Consider the following 15,609-nt stretch of genomic DNA (forward strand, 5'->3'; position numbering starts at 1 on the left):
ATGCAGCAGTATTTTGTCAATGGCAGAGCACCGCAGGGCATTTTCCAGATTAGCGATAAGGACACTGCCAAGCACATGTTTTCTGTTATGCGCTTGCAGGCAGACGACCAGATTGTCCTAGTCTTTGATGACGGCATCAAACGCTTGGCGCGTGTAGTGGATAGCCAGAACCAATCTGTTGAAATCATCGAAGAACTGACAGATAATGTCGAATTACCCGTTTCCGTTACTGTTGCCATGGGCTTTCCTAAGGGAGATAAGCTCGAATTTGTCGCCCAAAAGGCAACGGAATTAGGCATGACAGCCCTCTGGGCCTTTCCAGCTGACTGGTCTGTGGTCAAATGGGACGGTAAAAAATTAGCCAAAAAAGCAGAAAAGCTAGAAAAAATCGCCCAAGGCGCAGCCGAGCAAAGCAAACGAAATCGCATTCCAGCTGTTCGCTTGTTTGAGAAAAAATCGGATTTCCTGGCTCAACTGGCAGGCTTTGACCAGATTATCCTAGCCTACGAAGAGGCCGCAAAAGAAGGCGAACAAGCCAACCTGGTGAAAATCTTGTCTGGCTTAGAAATTGGCCAATCAGTCCTTGTCATCGTCGGTCCAGAAGGTGGCGTGTCGCCTGAGGAAGTAGCTGCTTTCGAAGGAGCAGGAGCGGTCAAGACAGGCCTAGGTCCTCGCATTCTCCGGGCGGAAACAGCTCCGCTTTATGCTCTTTCGACCATTAGTTATGCGACGGAATTGTTGAGGTAGTCCATGTTTGCCTTAGGGACGATTATAAATACCTTGGCCATTGCCCTAGCAGGTTTGCTAGGATCTTGGTTTGGCCATTTACTGAAAGAACGGCATCAGTCGGGACTGACGATGGGGAATGTTTGAGTCATCCTTGCATAGCTGATTAGGGTAGATTTTGAGTGTATCGTCATTTAGTTTTTCTTTTATTACTTCGTTAACTCGCCTTGCCTAACTTCAGTTATGCCTGCGGCTCATTGCCTCGTACTAAAAGTAAATTAAAAGACTATAAAATACGAATTGCTGTGATTTTTTTTTTTACAAATCCTATATCCAACTTTTTTACCTCACTTTTGATTTCTAGGGTCAGGCTGAAACAGTTTCTTGGGCTGTCTCGGCACAAACTTTGTTTGTTCAATTTCTAACCTCAAGCAATTCTCTCAGATTGCTAGAGCAATCAACTACTGCACTGAGATATTGACACTAACTTAAAGAAGTGGCGTTGTACTTTTTACCTAGCTGCGCTATTATTTGTGCTAGATTGCCTGTGAGTAATTTTTTCTTCATGCATATTAGGCTAAAAAGGTAAAAAGTCCTTTTTAAGTAGTTCGGGAATTCTTTATCAAGAAAAACAATTTAGGACAGACTTATATATAATAGCTCACAAATCCGAGTTTTTGGCAACAGAAATAGCGTCGCCGAAATATTTAAGCTACATCTTTTATTCAATCGAATCTAAAATTAGTCTATTAATGATTTTGAGAAAAATTAAAAATTTGTATATAAAAACGAACAAAATTAGTTTTAAGGTATCTAGAAACTAGTATTGTTCGTTTTTTGTTTTGTTTATCAATCGGTAGAATGACCAGATGAGGTATTTCAAAAAAACAAATCTTTTTGTCCTAGACTCATTAGAGAGTCAGTGTTTGAAATGTAATATGGTGTGATGCATATTTTTTGAAATATGGTCATTTTTATATTAAGGTGATTTTTGTCATTTCCAGATGTTCTTTTTCTATTTTTTCTGTGTTTATCGCTGAATGTCGCTTGATTTTAGAGGGAAATCAAGTAAGATTGTATATGGAAAAAATCTGTGTAAGTGTTATTGTAAAAAGTGAAAACTAGAGGAAGATTGCAGGGAACTTACGGCGATTGCTATTTATATTATAGTGCATTGAAATAATGGTGTTTGAACTATCAATTTCATGTAAGCTTAATAAGTATTAAAGTTGATTTTGTTTATATTTAGAACCGAAAAAGATAATGTCCCTGTATCTCAACTTTAGCAGATTTAGACACAAACCAAGGAGTACGAGATGATAGAATTTAGAAAGAAAGCAGTTCAATTAGCTAGTTTAATGTCAGTTTTTTTTCTATGCACGTATAGTTTTACAGATGCGATGTATATCATGGCAGAAAGTTTGTCGACCGATGGTGCTTCAACAATAAGACGCACCTATATCGAAGACAAAAAGGAGGACAAAGATAGATTAAATATTGAGTTAGTAGAATCGTTGTCTAGTCCAAAGACTATAGGTCAAAAAATTACAATAGATAAGCAGAGTTTAGCTACACAGAATTTTAACGAAAAAGGTATAGTAGTTATCACTCAAAAAGGGCTAGAGTTAAAGAAAGATGATTTAGAAAAAGGTTGGAAACTAGATGAGTCATATAACGAGAAGGACCTAGCTATAACAAAGAGTGAGACAGAAAAACGCTCTCTTTCAAATGAATTAGATGTATTGTCAAAGACTGTAGAAGAACTTCCAGTGTATGGAGAAAACTACCATTCCTATAGACTGCTGCCAACAACAGAATTGGATTATTCGGCAGATAATGTAAGTCTGACTTTAAGTTTTACCAAGGTCAGTGAGGTTATTAAGGGGGAGTTAGTAGCGGTAGTAGATGCGGAACATATCGCATATTTTAAAGCTGAACCGAGTGTCTTTAAGGAGTATTCTCAAGTTAATGAAAAGCCTTCATCTACTGAGGATGTCAATGTAGTAAGTCCTTCTCAAGACCCACCCGTCTCTGAAACAAAAGAAAATGTACCTGATAATCCAGAATCACAAGGAAGTTCAACAGTTCCAGAGTCAGAGCAAGCGGTGGATGCTTTGGTCGAACAACGAGGAGTTATCTGTATCAAATTAACAAAATCTAGTTCTGAACAAGAAGAGGGCATTGAGGATGCTGAAAATGAAGCTATCGAAGGTGCTACATTTGAGGTGCGTAATGTAGAAAGTGAAAATCTTGTTTATACTGGTCATACAGATAAAGATGGTCTCCTAACGATTTCAAATCTTCCGTTGGGAAACTATGCGATAATTCAAAAATCTACCATAGATGGTTATGAGATTTCTGCCACAAAAGAAGTAGTGGAGTTAACAGTAGCTCAATCAAGACAAAATGTCTCAATTAGCAACTTCCCTAAAAATCCTTTAGAAGGACTTATGCTGAACTCAATATTGGATTCATCTTTGATGCCGCGTTCAGCGAGAGTAGCACGTTCGCTACTTGATACTTCATTATTTGATAATCCTACTGTGACAGGAAATGCAAATGCCACTACAACGACCACCGTATTCGGGAATAAAACAACAACCATCACGCGTGAAGAGTCAAACATAAAATACATTTTTAAACCTATTACAATTTCAATTCCAGGTGTTTATCAAAGCTATTCACAAGATGGTGTCTTGAAGAAAAAAGAGGTAGTGGTTGACTCAAATACCAATACAACAAAAATCATTTGGGAATACACTACTACGGTAGGCGGTGTCAATAGCAATATCACCTCCATTAGAAATGCCTTCTCAACAACAACTGACTCTGGTTTGGGTGAACCTAAAATTACTTCTATCATGAAGGATGGAGTTGCAATAACGCCCAATATGACTTACTACGGAAATTTCGACAATTTTAAGTCAGCTACCGATAATTTACCAGTTGGAAACGGGACGTATGTCTATACGATTGAGACTCCTGTGGTGATTCCAAGTGATAACTATAGTTTGGATTATCGGTCGGAAGTAACTGTCGATGCTCCAAAGGGCAGCAAGCTTACCTATAATGGTACATCGGTTACCCTAACTCAGAAGGAAACACGTACCTTATCAACAGCAGATACTATTACGCTTCCAGCTAAAAATGATGGTGGTCCTCTAGGGGACTTAAAGGTAGATACGGTCAATACTTCCAATACCAATCGTACAATTGGTAAGTATAGTGATGATGACGATAAGGTCATCGAATGGACTAGTTCACAACTAAATGATACGTCGACAACCCAAAGGTTTACATTTGATGTTGCTCTAGATAGCTCACAAGCTGTCCATGAATATAAGGTTTATATATATGAACCAAGTAATGGAACCTATACTGAAACTAAAGCTGAAAAGGTCATTACGTCTGGGAACCAGATTACGGTTGACAATGTTCCAGCAGGTGCGGTCGCTTTGGTTAAGACAGTGACAAATGTGAAAGACGAAAAAGTTAATCACACCATTTCAGGAGCACAACTAGAAGCGCTGAAAGGTGATATAAAAATCCAGAAGAATTGGGAGGCTGATAGTGATAAGGTAGACGTGACCTTTACGGTTAATGGAGGAAGTTTAACTAATCGTAAGGAAACACTTAGCGCAAATAATACACAAATTACGATTGCTAATGTTGATAAGTTTTCTGGTATGAGAAGCACAGCAACTAAAAAGAGGATATATTATGATGTGACCGAAGCTGTTCCATCAGGTTATATTCTTTCTAGCGCACAGACTGACTGGGAAAATCTTTACTATGTCTTTACAAATAAAAAGGATAATACCACGACACCAGTATTCCCACCAGATACTTGCGGAAACTATGGGGTAAGCAGTATAGACCTTGTAAGCATCAATTATGTCATGTATAAATCAGGTTCTAAAATTTGGGGTGGTTTTGACGGTTCGATGAAAATGAACTTGAAAATACCTGCTTTTGCGCGTGCAGGAGATTCATTTACTTTAGAATTGCCACCAGAGTTAAAGTTAAGTCATGTTGCAAATCCTAATGTTGCATGGTCCACTGTGTCTGCAAATGGTAAGGTGATAGCAAAAGTTTATCACGAAAAAGATAATTTAATTCGCTTTGTACTGACCACAGAGGCTTATTCCGTACAAGAGTACAATGGTTGGTTTGAGATTGGAGTTCCAACCAGTAATGTGATTAAAATCAATAATAAAGCGACTACAGAACTATATAAAACAGGGGTGCTTCCAAACCTTCCCGAGTGGTATACAACGACTACTCGCAATCAGACATTGATTAATAAGAAACTGAGCTTCAAATCCACCTATAATGGAAGTGGAATGAATTGTGAAAAAACGATACAAGCAGATGGAAGATTAGATGCTACAAATAACGACAATCGTGAGGGAGGGCTATCTAAGTTTGGAGGAATAAATAAATATCAATATAGCCAGACTGTAGATACTTTTACTTGGGAATTAGTTTATAATGCAGGAGGAAATAATATAACTGGAGGTCTAGGTAATAGGAGAAAATTTTATGATTTTCTTCATCCAGGTTTAGAGTTGTTTCCAAATGGAAATGTAGCAAATAGTATTCCTCAATCTATCGAACTCTATGTAGCAGATGGTACCAAGGCTATGTCCTATTCTAAGGATAGCTTAGAAAAGCTCACTTATAAAGGAACATCAAATAATGGGAATATCCACCATTATTACCTACCAGGTACGGATATTGGAATATCTGTTCGAGTTTATTCTGAGAGAAATTCTTATCCGGCTTTTGATGGATTTGAAAGCACTCATACAATCGAATTTTATCAAGAAGGTTGGAAACTAGGTAATAAAGCAATTGTAGTCCGTCTAAAAGAACGGAAAAAGTTTCAGAAAAATGGTCTGTACTATAATGGTATGAGTGTACCATGGAATAGTCCAGTTATGGGTGGAGGAAGAACCACTAATATCTATCGTCGTGAGGGAGATACAGTATCACAAGGTGGTGCTTATCCTGTAGATTGGTATGGTTTTAAACTGAAAAAGGTTGGAATTAAAAATGGTCAGAAAATTCCACTTTCAGGTGCGATTTTCACATTATATAAAGGAAATGAACCATATCGAACCGCAGTTTCAGATGATAATGGAGATATTCAGTTTTCGGAGATAATTGGTGGTACCTACACCTTTAAAGAAACTAGTGCACCACCTGGCTATATCTTAGATCCGACAGAGCACACTATTGTCGTAACCAATAATCAAAATATTACCATTGATGGGAAAAAATACGATGTCAATAAGCCAACAGAGGTTGTTAATACTAAATCAACTACACTTCAAATCAATAAATTTGAATTTGGTGAAAGTAAGCCATTGAAAGGAGCTGTCTTTAGACTGCAAAGTAAAAATGGTGGAAATTATGATGTCACAATAGGAAAAGTTCTTCCTGCAAGTCAGTTTATTTTCTCTAACCTCGCAAAAGGCATTTATACTTTGACGGAGACAAAAGCTCCTGCGGGCTATAAAACGATTCCTCCTCTTGATATTGAGGTTTATGAGGAAAATGGAGAGTTAAAAGTACGTAAATTAACAGACACTTCCAATACACAGACGGGAGCGGTAGAAGCTGTCAACGGAAACTTTAGTATAAATGTTGTTGACGAGGACTTTAGTACTGAGTTCACCAAGGTAAATGAGCAAGGTCAGCCACTCGCAGATGCAGTGTTTGAGCTTCGTCAGATAACCCAAACAGGCTACAAACGAGTTCTAACAGGCTTAACTTCAAATAGTCAAGGCAAGCTCCGTGTGGACCACTTGCAAGGTGGTACAACCTATGAACTTTGGGAAACTAGTGCGCCAGCAGGTTATAGTAAGTTAACAACAGCTGCGGCACGATTTACGGTATCTGAGACTGGAACTATCAGTTTTGAATCTGGTACTAGTGAGCGTATTATTAACCGCCCTCCAACTTATAAAGTTAAAGTTCAGAAAATTGATGCACTGACTGGACAGAAAGTAACTGTGCAGACACGTATTGGTATTACGGATAGCCAAGGGAATGTAATTGATGGGCAAATTGCAAACTTTGACAATGGAGAGTTCAGCTTCCCTAAAAACTTTGCCCCAGGAACTTACTATATCAAAGAAGAAAAAACTCCATCGGGTTATATCGGCTTATCAGGTTTGGTACCATTCACTATTCGGGCAGATGGTATAGTAGAAGTGAATAGTGATTATCTTGAAGGTATTGATGTGACGACGAGCTCGCCAGATACGATTACGATAAAAGTCAAGAACTATCCACTCGGAAAATTCAAAGTTAGCAAGCGTGTTAAAGGGATTAGTGATTTGACCAACCTTATCACTGGACAAATGACTTTTACTTTGACAAAGAATGACGATCCGACCGTCACCATTGTCAAACAGCAAGCTGCAAACCAAGACTTTGTTTTTGAAAACCTCCAGCCTGGGGTCTATACTCTGACAGAAGCACAAGCCCCATCTGGCTATATCAAATCGACAGAAAACTACACGATTTATGTTAATAGGGATGGCAGCGTGCGTTTTTACTCTGACTCGGATACAAGTAGTCACATAGCACGTGGTTTGTATGTGATAAAATCTGCAGAGATTGCTATGGCCTCTACCTATGGCTCTAGTACAGAAGATAAGGCGCTGGACGGTGATTTGACAACCGGTGCCTTGTACCAACTCTCAAGTTCGACTTTGAATGAGGGACAATGGTGGGGAGTGAACTTAGGTTCGCCTCAGCGCGTAACGCAAATTCGCTTTGCTCAAGGTAAAAATACCACAAACGGTAGTGACCATGACAAAATGGATAGCTATGCCCTTGAGTATTCACCGGATGGTATCACCTATCAATCAATTGGTAATTTCACCGAGACCGACCTTACTCAGACTGTAGATATCTATGCTCAATACATTCGTGTACGGAATCTACAGACGGGAACAAATAGATGGTTGGGAATCCGAGAATTGCAGGTAAGTGTTCGAGATGCTACCCAAACGATTGAAGCAGGTGGAAGTGATGTTGCCGCTAATGTTATTAAAATCGGTAACATCGAAAATCCAGAGTTGAAAATTGAGAAAGTAGATGCGAATAACAAGCAAATCTCAAAACCTGTTACCTTTAAGCTCTATAAAGTTGACGATAGTACAACAGGGGCAACTGTATCAAGTACCTCTCTTGACGATACCAATCTCGTACAAACCTTGACATTTACAGGTCAAAGCAGTTTGACACGATTAACTGCGACAGCGCTTGGCAAATATGTTCTTGTAGAGACACAAGCACCAGAAGGTTATGACGGTTTGAGTGCACCGGTATTGTTGGAGTTATACGAAACAACGCAAGCTTATGCGGTAACGCAACAGAAAGCTGTGACACGTTTTAGAGTTTTAAGTCAAACTAATTCGGTTAGTGTAACAGATTTACCTGGTGTTAGTGGTGCTCTTGCAAATGCGATCAGCATTAAAGTGAAAAATAACGAGCGTAGGTACAATCTTAAAATCAAAAAACGTGATTATCACCATCCGACTCTTGGTTTAAATGCGCACTTTGAACTTGTTACAGAGGATGGTCGTCCAGTTGTAATTGCTGGTGTTAATATGAAGGGGGATACAAATAGCGCTGACAACAGTATCACCTTCTCGAACTTACCAGTTGGCGTCTATATTTTGAAAGAGACAGTTGTTCCTACGGGAGGCTATCGCCCTGTTAATCAATTACAAGATACCAAATTTGAAATCCGACCAGATGGTAGTTTACAAATTTTAGAGTCAGATCCGAATATGGTGACAGTTGATACGTCACAAGGTGCTACCCTTGAGATCACCATCAAGAACTTCAAGCAATTTAAGTTCAGACTCCAAAAAACAGATAGTCGTGACGAGAATCACCTTCTAAATGGTGCAACATTTAAAATTTACAGTGATCCAAACAATGATGGTGTTGAGGATACCGAAGTTGCTAGTGGTGTGACGAAAAATGGTCTCTTTGAAACATCTTTGAGTTTTGGTTACTACATTTTGGAAGAAACTGTTGCGCCAACGGGATATCAATTAAATCCTAAGAAATACCGATTCCAGATAAACCATGATGGAACGACCAAACTTCATAATGGAGATAATCAGGTTACCTTAGCTGAAAGGGTAGATGGTGATAATATTATTCTCTTTAACATGAAGAATACAAAACAAACAACCCACATCAAACTTGCTAAACGGTCCTATAGCGATCCTACGCAACGTCTTGTAGCAACGTTTGAACTAAGAGAAAGTGACAATCCTCAAGCAATCCCAGTTGTAAAAACAACGACAACAGCAGGGGATGAAGTCCTCTTTGACAATTTAGCAGTGGGGAAAACCTATATCTTGAGAGAAACAGTAGCCCCTGACGGTTATCAAAAGATTGAGAAAGAATTCCATATTAATATTGGCGCAGATGGAGCTATCTCTATCCAAGATGGAGAGGACCTCGTCGGTCTAGACAATATGGACAATCACCTGATTATCGTGAAAAACCTCCGCAAAGGAGAATATCCGAAAACAGGTGGTATGGGTATCATTCCATATATTGCATTAGGGGGGGTGATGATGTTCATTGCTTTTGCCGTTGAGCAACGTCGGAAATATACTAGATAGTTCCTAATGTAAACAAAATAAGAAATAAAAAATAGGAGTATACAATGAAAAAATTGACGAAATTATTTTCAGTGTTTACTGTGTTCCTAATGGTGCTCGGTTCACTGATAAATATTAAACACTTAGTCCATGCCGAAGATACGCAACCACAACAAACGAAGGTTGTGGTGCATAAGGTCTTGATGAGCAAGGAAGATTTTGAAAAATTTGACCACCAGACAGCACAAGCTATCCAGAAGTATGATGGTACAGAAATTCAAACAGGTAAGTTTACACAGTATTTTGGTCAATCTGCTACAGAAATTGCAGGTGTCAACTTTAAGGTTTGGAAGAAAGTTGACAATCCAGCATCTGGCACAAAAACCGGTACTGAATTAGGTATCACTGGTGAGGGTGCTACAGAGCACTATCAAAAAATGGCCAATGACTATGGTACTAAAGGTGTCAACACAGATGCTGGCAGTGCAGGTGCTTCATTTACTCTTGAAAATGGTACTTACATTTTTGTAGAAGATAAGGAAGCATCACCATACTACAATAAAAACGGTGACGCTACTGGTAGCGAACTAACTGAAGCTAAGGCAGTTCCTTTCCGTCTTGTTCTACCAGTTACACACCCGGAGGGAAGTGGTTACTTTAATAATACAGATAAACCACTTCACGTTTATCCAAAAAACACAGAAGATAAACCGACTGTAACAAAAACTTTTGGTGACAATACAACTGACACAAAAAATGTCACTATCGGTGATGAGATAGAGTATAAAATTACAACTAAAATTCCAAAAGGTTCTAGCTACAAGACAATTGTTTGGGAAGATTTGATGGTTGAGGGATTGGACTTTAAACTACAATCATTGTCTGTTGTTTCCAAAGAAGTCCCTAACTTAGCCAAAGATACTCACTATACAGTAGCCGAAGATAAACGTGGCTTCATGGTGAAAATGAAAGAGGAAGGTCTAGCAGCTATTGAAGCTGTAGCTAAAGAGAAGGATGTTAATATCACCTTGAACTACAAAGGTATCCTCAACGATTCAGCAAAAGTGGATACTGAAATCCCTAACCAAGTGAAATTCCACTATGGTAATCGCCCACGTACTTTAACTGAACCAAAACCTGTAACGCCGAAAGAAGAAGGTGGTAAAGTAAAAATCCGAGTTAACAAGATTTGGACAAAAGAACAAGATAAAAAATCGGTAAAATTCAAGGTATATGAAAAAAATACAGGTGTACTTGCTGGCGAATTTACGTTAGAACCTAGCGAAACTACTAAAGAATTTAGTGACAATCTTAAAGCAGGTGTTGAGTATATTGTAGTGGAAGATACGACTTCTGGAACTATTCCATCTTATGCTAGTGAAGGTGGAGAAAAAGCTCACATTGTTACAGTAACCAACAACCCGTCAGACAACCCACCACCAATTGTACCAGAACAACCAAAAGTTATCACTTACGGTAAACGCTTTATCAAGACTAATGATAAGGAATCAGATGCAGCTGACATTGAAAAACTCACAGGTGCAGAGTTTGTAGTGAAGAATGGTGAAGGACGCTATTTAGCATTGAAAGCGTCCGATACAAAAGATCAAGAAGTAACAGAATACAATCGAGCAGAACAAGCCTACCTAATAGCGTTGAAGAATGGAAATGCTGAAAAAGAGAAAGCAGCGCGTGACGCAGCCTATGAAGCGTTGAGTATGCAGTGGGAGTGGGTAACAGAAAAAACTAAAGCCTTTACATTCATTTCATCTAAAGATGGTAAATTTGAAGTCAAAGGTTTAAAACAAGGTACCTATACACTAGAAGAAACCAAAGCTCCAGAAGGCTATGCTTTATTGAGTACAGGCATTGAATTCCAAGTTCAAAGAGGTAGCTGGAATGATGACAGAGTTAAATTGTCAATTGATGGACATACTCAAATCAAAAACAAAAAAGTAACCATTCCACAAACGGGTGGTATCGGTACACTTGTCTTCACAGTTGTAGGTTTGAGTGCGATGGTATTCGCTTATGTTGCTATGAAGAAACGCCAAGCAGAAGATGCTTAACCAAATGAAGAAAAGGAGGGTAATATGAGGATTATAAAACAGCTAGTTTGTTGCATGATGGCACTGGTCTGTTCGTTGTCTCTGCCCTCTTTCTCGGCTCAAGCAGAGGATACCTTTGGAGTTCAGGTTCATATTCCTCTCCCTCAAGGAGTGGACCCCAGTCAAGTATCAACGGGTTTGGAGGCTTGGTTTATCGCTACAGAAGAGCCAGTCTCTGCTGAGCAGTTGGCAGATACCTTGTATCAAAAAAGCCGTTCGGACTTGAACCAAGCCTATGGAGAACCCATTGCCTCTAAGGCCATTACATCAGAAGGTCAAACTACCTTTCGAGGATTGACTAAGGGCTGGTATTACGTTCGACAAGCAGGAACTCCTACGAGTCTTGAGGTTATCCCATTCTTGATGAATGTAGGTAGAGGTGTTACAAAGATTGAGGCTAAGGTCAGGAGACCTAGCGAAGAAAAGGGGAGTAAGCCGTTTTTAAAGGTATCAACAAGTACAGCCCCTTTATCTGGGGCAGAGTTTGCGGTTCTTGAGGAAGTAGGCGGAGAATTGAAGGAAGTGATAGTTGACGGCAATTCTTATCACGTCACTTCAAGTTCGAATGGTCAGTTTGTGGTAGGTCCTCTTCCTTATGGTACTTACTACTTAAAAGAGGTCAAGGCCCCTACTGGCTACATTTTATCTCAAGATACGATTCCTTTTGAAATAACCTCGGATTCACATGTGTCCGAGATCATTAAGATTAAGAATAAACCTGTTACACCTCCTGGAATTGAAATTCCATATACAGGAAATGTGGTGGTGATTGCAGTTTTATCTACCGGTATTTTGCTCTTCTTGCTAGGTTATCGCTTGGTAACTTATACTAAGCGATAACGTTTGACAGACTAGAATAGAGGGAAAATCCCATTGTCAGGTTGAATCTGGGGCAATGGGATTTTTCGTTTTAAAGTTGGATTATGGTATAATAAAAGCAGAATGTAGGGGATTTTATACTCTTCAAAAATCAAAATTATCCGTTGTCAACTAGCCTTGATGAACTCCAGTTCTGTCTTCGGCTTTGTTTCTCAGGCTACTTTTGGTTTTCATTGAGTATTAGCTTTGCAATGCAGTAGAAAGACAATGGAAGAATAATAAAGTTCGGATTATGATACAGAAAAAATCGGGAAAAACTACAAAGAAAAAAAAGAAAAGTAATATCCCCTTTTACTTGGTATTTTTGATTGGATTTGGGATTTTACTTTATCCTCATGTTTCTAATTTTTATTATCGATATGAGTCGGATCAGCTGACTAATTCTTTCGACCAAGAAAAAAAGACCTTAGCTTCTGAGGAGGTTAAGGAACGAATGGATTTAGCTCAAGCTTTTAATGAGAGTCTGAATAATGTGGTTTCGGAGGATCCGTATACCAAATCACGACATGAAGCTGGACGGGTAGAGTATGCACGGATGCTGGAATTGCATGAAAAGATAGGTTATGTTGAAATTCCAAAAATTGAGGTCAAGCTTCCTGTTTATGCAGGAACTTCTGAGACCGTTCTTCAAAAAGGTGTAGGGCATTTGGAAGGAACATCCTTACCGATTGGGGGGAGCGATACCCATACTGTCTTAACGGCTCATACAGGTTTACCCAAAGCTCGGTTATTCACAGACTTAACGAAGGTAAAAATCGGTGATACTTTCTACATTCACAATATCGTAGAAACATTAGCGTATGAAGTAGATCAAATAGTGGTTGCTGAACCAACTCAATTTGAGGAATTGCTGGTCAAGCCTGGGCAGGACTATGCAACCTTGCTAACCTGTACGCCTTACATGGTGAATACGCACCGTTTATTGGTACGCGGCCATCGTATTCCTTATGTTGCAGAAGAGCATCTTAAAGCGTCTGAAAATGCAGAGAAGCGTATTCTTATTCGTTATCTTCTTTATGCGCTCGGAATGTTTGTCGGTATTTTACTGATTTTCTTATTAACAAAAAGGCGGAAAAATAAAAAGAAAGTGACGAGTAATGATGAAACGTTCACAACTTAGAAAGGGAATGTCTAAACAGTCCATACTCTTGAAGCTTTTATTTCTCTTTGGTTTAGTAGTGACGCTGTATCCGTGGATTTCTCAATATTATTATCGTTATGACTCTGATTATAAAATCCAATCATTTTATGAACAAGCACAACAGTTACCGAGTGAAGAAGTTCTGAAAAGGTTGGAGCATGCTAGGGCCTACAACCAGACCTTGGAACCTCACAAATTGCAAGATCCTTACACAGAAGAAGAGAAGGCTGGGGTAGTGGAATACGCTCGTATGCTTGAGGTGAAGGAGAAAATTGGTTTTGTAGAAATTCCGAAAATCAACGAGCGAATTCCTATATATGCTGGTACAACTGAGGAAGTATTACAAAAAGGAGCGGGGCATTTGGAAGGTTCCTCCTTGCCAGTTGGTGGAGAAAGTACTCATACTGTGATTACGGCGCATCGTGGTCTTCCTAATGCTTCGCTATTTACCAATCTCGATCATTTAAAAGTCGGGGATCAATTCTACATTCATAATATAGCTGAGGTCTTGGCTTATGAGGTGGACCAGATTTTAGTTGTTGAACCGAATAATTTTGATCCTGTTATAGTTCAAAACGGAAAAGACTATGCAACCTTGCTAACCTGTACTCCTTATATGATTAACAGCCATCGTTTGTTGGTACGTGGACATCGCGTTCCTTATGAGCCGAAAGTTGCCATCAAGCAAAAACCGGCATTCTTTTTGGATATGCTAACGCTATCCTACTTGGTAGCCCTATTAATCATAGTAGTGATTGTTATTATCCTCTATCTTCTCCGTAGGAAGAAGTATCAGAAGGTGGAAAGGAAATGATGAAAAGAATAGGATATATTTTCATGTTGGTTGGTTTGTTGCTTCCTTTAGTGTTACTGACAAATATGTCAGTGCAGGAGTTTCAAGTTTTCCAACAGTATCAGTCTTATCGTAGGAATTCTAAATTCTTTTCGACAGAGCAACTCGAAGAAATTAAGGCTTATGGGGAACAGGTTAGTGGTGGTGACTTACCCACAGTTGATCCCTTTGCAGAGAAAAATGATTCAAATAGTACCGATGTGTTATTTTCTGAATTAATGGATGAGGCAATTGGTTATTTGAGTATTCCAAAAATTGAAATTCGACAACCTATTTATGTTGGGGCGACCAGTGAACATTTAAATGATGGAGTTGCTTCTGTTATAGGAACAGCTTTACCTATAGGTGGAATAGGTCGACGAAGTGTCATTGCCGGTCACCGTAGTTGGTACAATGATCTCAGATTTTTCCGACTGTCAGAGTTGAGAGAAGGCGATAAGATTTTTATTGAGGTTGGCGGGAGGACGCTGACGTATTTGGTAAAAAATACAGAAGTGATAAAAGCAACAGATTGGCAAAAGTTATTACCTGTTGAGGGTCAGGATATGGTAACCTTGTTGACATGTGATCCACTAGTTCCTCCTTTTGATTATCGCTTGTTAGTCAACGCTTATCGCGAATCAGATGTAATAGAGGAAGCTGATGAAGTGAGCCAGACCAGTCAACTTGAAATAAAGCAGTTTCAGCAATATTCATTCAGTCTTGTATTTTACCTAACGATATTTGGTTGGGTCTTGTTGCTTTATATCCTTTACCGTTTTATTAGAATCTGTATTTGGTAGGATGAAGGGCGTTTTTGGTGTACACAGAGGTCAAAAGAGGGTTGAAACAAAGATAGGTTTCCTCCTAGTGAGCATGAATTTATACTCTTCGAAAATCAAAAGCAGACGTTGTTAACTTGATTTGATGAACTTCAGTTCTATCTGCATCTGCGTCGCCTAGTCTGATTTTGATTTTCATTGAGTATTAACGAAAATTGGTTAAGAAATTAGTCCAAAATAATGGGAATAAAAGAAAAACACAGACAGCTTAGCTGGATTTCATCAAAATCAGCTTGAGTCTATCTGTGTTTTTTTATTGAGTGCAAAAGGGTATTGGTATAGTGACAAGTCGTACGAACGCCTCTTTATACTCTTCGAAAATCAAAATTATCCGTTGTCAAGAGCCTTGATGAGTGAAAAGCTCCAGTGGAGGTTTGTTTTCAGCCTGTTACCTTGAAATAAGATAGTAACAGAGTTCTATCTTCGACTTCGTTTCCTAGGC

8 protein-coding genes are annotated in these 15,609 nt (G+C 39.0%); all 8 read left to right on the forward strand.

Annotated features, from left to right (window positions below):
* The 8 genes from ODU50_RS02935 (at position 1) to ODU50_RS02970 (ending at position 15,128) form a co-directional block, all read left to right on the forward strand.
* Complete coding sequence (locus tag ODU50_RS02935) at positions 1 to 747, forward strand: 16S rRNA (uracil(1498)-N(3))-methyltransferase (RefSeq protein ID WP_398581296.1); 747 nt, start codon at positions 1 to 3, stop codon at positions 745 to 747.
* A gap of 3 nt (positions 748 to 750) precedes the next feature.
* Positions 751 to 873, forward strand: coding sequence for a membrane protein (locus ODU50_RS02940; protein ID WP_012027982.1), 123 nt, complete (start codon positions 751 to 753; stop codon positions 871 to 873).
* Positions 874 to 2,042: 1,169 nt separating this feature from the next.
* Positions 2,043 to 9,386 carry a SpaA isopeptide-forming pilin-related protein gene (locus tag ODU50_RS02945; RefSeq protein ID WP_398581297.1) on the forward strand — a complete coding sequence of 2,448 codons (7,344 nt, stop codon included), beginning with the start codon at positions 2,043 to 2,045 and terminating at the stop codon, positions 9,384 to 9,386.
* Positions 9,387 to 9,430: 44 nt separating this feature from the next.
* A complete protein-coding gene (locus ODU50_RS02950) occupies positions 9,431 to 11,434 on the forward strand; it encodes a pilin N-terminal domain-containing protein (protein WP_398581298.1) in 2,004 nt (667 codons plus the stop codon).
* A gap of 24 nt (positions 11,435 to 11,458) precedes the next feature.
* A complete protein-coding gene (locus ODU50_RS02955; protein ID WP_398581299.1) occupies positions 11,459 to 12,313 on the forward strand; it encodes a prealbumin-like fold domain-containing protein in 855 nt (284 codons plus the stop codon).
* Positions 12,314 to 12,584: 271 nt separating this feature from the next.
* Positions 12,585 to 13,472 carry a class C sortase gene (locus ODU50_RS02960; RefSeq protein WP_024381230.1) on the forward strand — a complete coding sequence of 296 codons (888 nt, stop codon included), beginning with the start codon at positions 12,585 to 12,587 and terminating at the stop codon, positions 13,470 to 13,472.
* On the forward strand, positions 13,450 to 14,307 hold the full coding sequence (locus tag ODU50_RS02965) for a class C sortase (RefSeq protein ID WP_044761632.1): 858 nt from the start codon (positions 13,450 to 13,452) through the stop codon (positions 14,305 to 14,307). The genes ODU50_RS02960 and ODU50_RS02965 overlap by 23 nt, the downstream gene beginning before the upstream one ends.
* The gene (locus ODU50_RS02970; RefSeq protein ID WP_044761635.1) at positions 14,304 to 15,128 is read left to right on the forward strand and encodes a class C sortase; all 825 of its coding nucleotides are present in this window, start codon (positions 14,304 to 14,306) and stop codon (positions 15,126 to 15,128) included. Before ODU50_RS02965 ends, ODU50_RS02970 begins: the two co-directional genes overlap by 4 nt.
* Positions 15,129 to 15,609: the final 481 nt, after the last annotated feature.

This window comes from Streptococcus sp. 2020WUSS084 (assembly GCF_044427445.1).
GTDB lineage: Bacteria > Bacillota > Bacilli > Lactobacillales > Streptococcaceae > Streptococcus > Streptococcus suis.

Bases quoted from the DNA above. Each gene is read 5' to 3' on its own strand.
- ODU50_RS02935 (WP_398581296.1), top strand. From the start codon at position 1: ATGCAGCAGTATTTTGTCAATGGCAGAGCACCGCAGGGCATTTTCCAG.
- ODU50_RS02940 (WP_012027982.1), top strand. From the start codon at position 751: ATGTTTGCCTTAGGGACGATTATAAATACCTTGGCCATTGCCCTAGCA.
- ODU50_RS02945 (WP_398581297.1), top strand. From the start codon at position 2,043: ATGATAGAATTTAGAAAGAAAGCAGTTCAATTAGCTAGTTTAATGTCA.
- ODU50_RS02950 (WP_398581298.1), top strand. From the start codon at position 9,431: ATGAAAAAATTGACGAAATTATTTTCAGTGTTTACTGTGTTCCTAATG.
- ODU50_RS02955 (WP_398581299.1), top strand. From the start codon at position 11,459: ATGAGGATTATAAAACAGCTAGTTTGTTGCATGATGGCACTGGTCTGT.
- ODU50_RS02960 (WP_024381230.1), top strand. From the start codon at position 12,585: ATGATACAGAAAAAATCGGGAAAAACTACAAAGAAAAAAAAGAAAAGT.
- ODU50_RS02965 (WP_044761632.1), top strand. From the start codon at position 13,450: ATGATGAAACGTTCACAACTTAGAAAGGGAATGTCTAAACAGTCCATA.
- ODU50_RS02970 (WP_044761635.1), top strand. From the start codon at position 14,304: ATGATGAAAAGAATAGGATATATTTTCATGTTGGTTGGTTTGTTGCTT.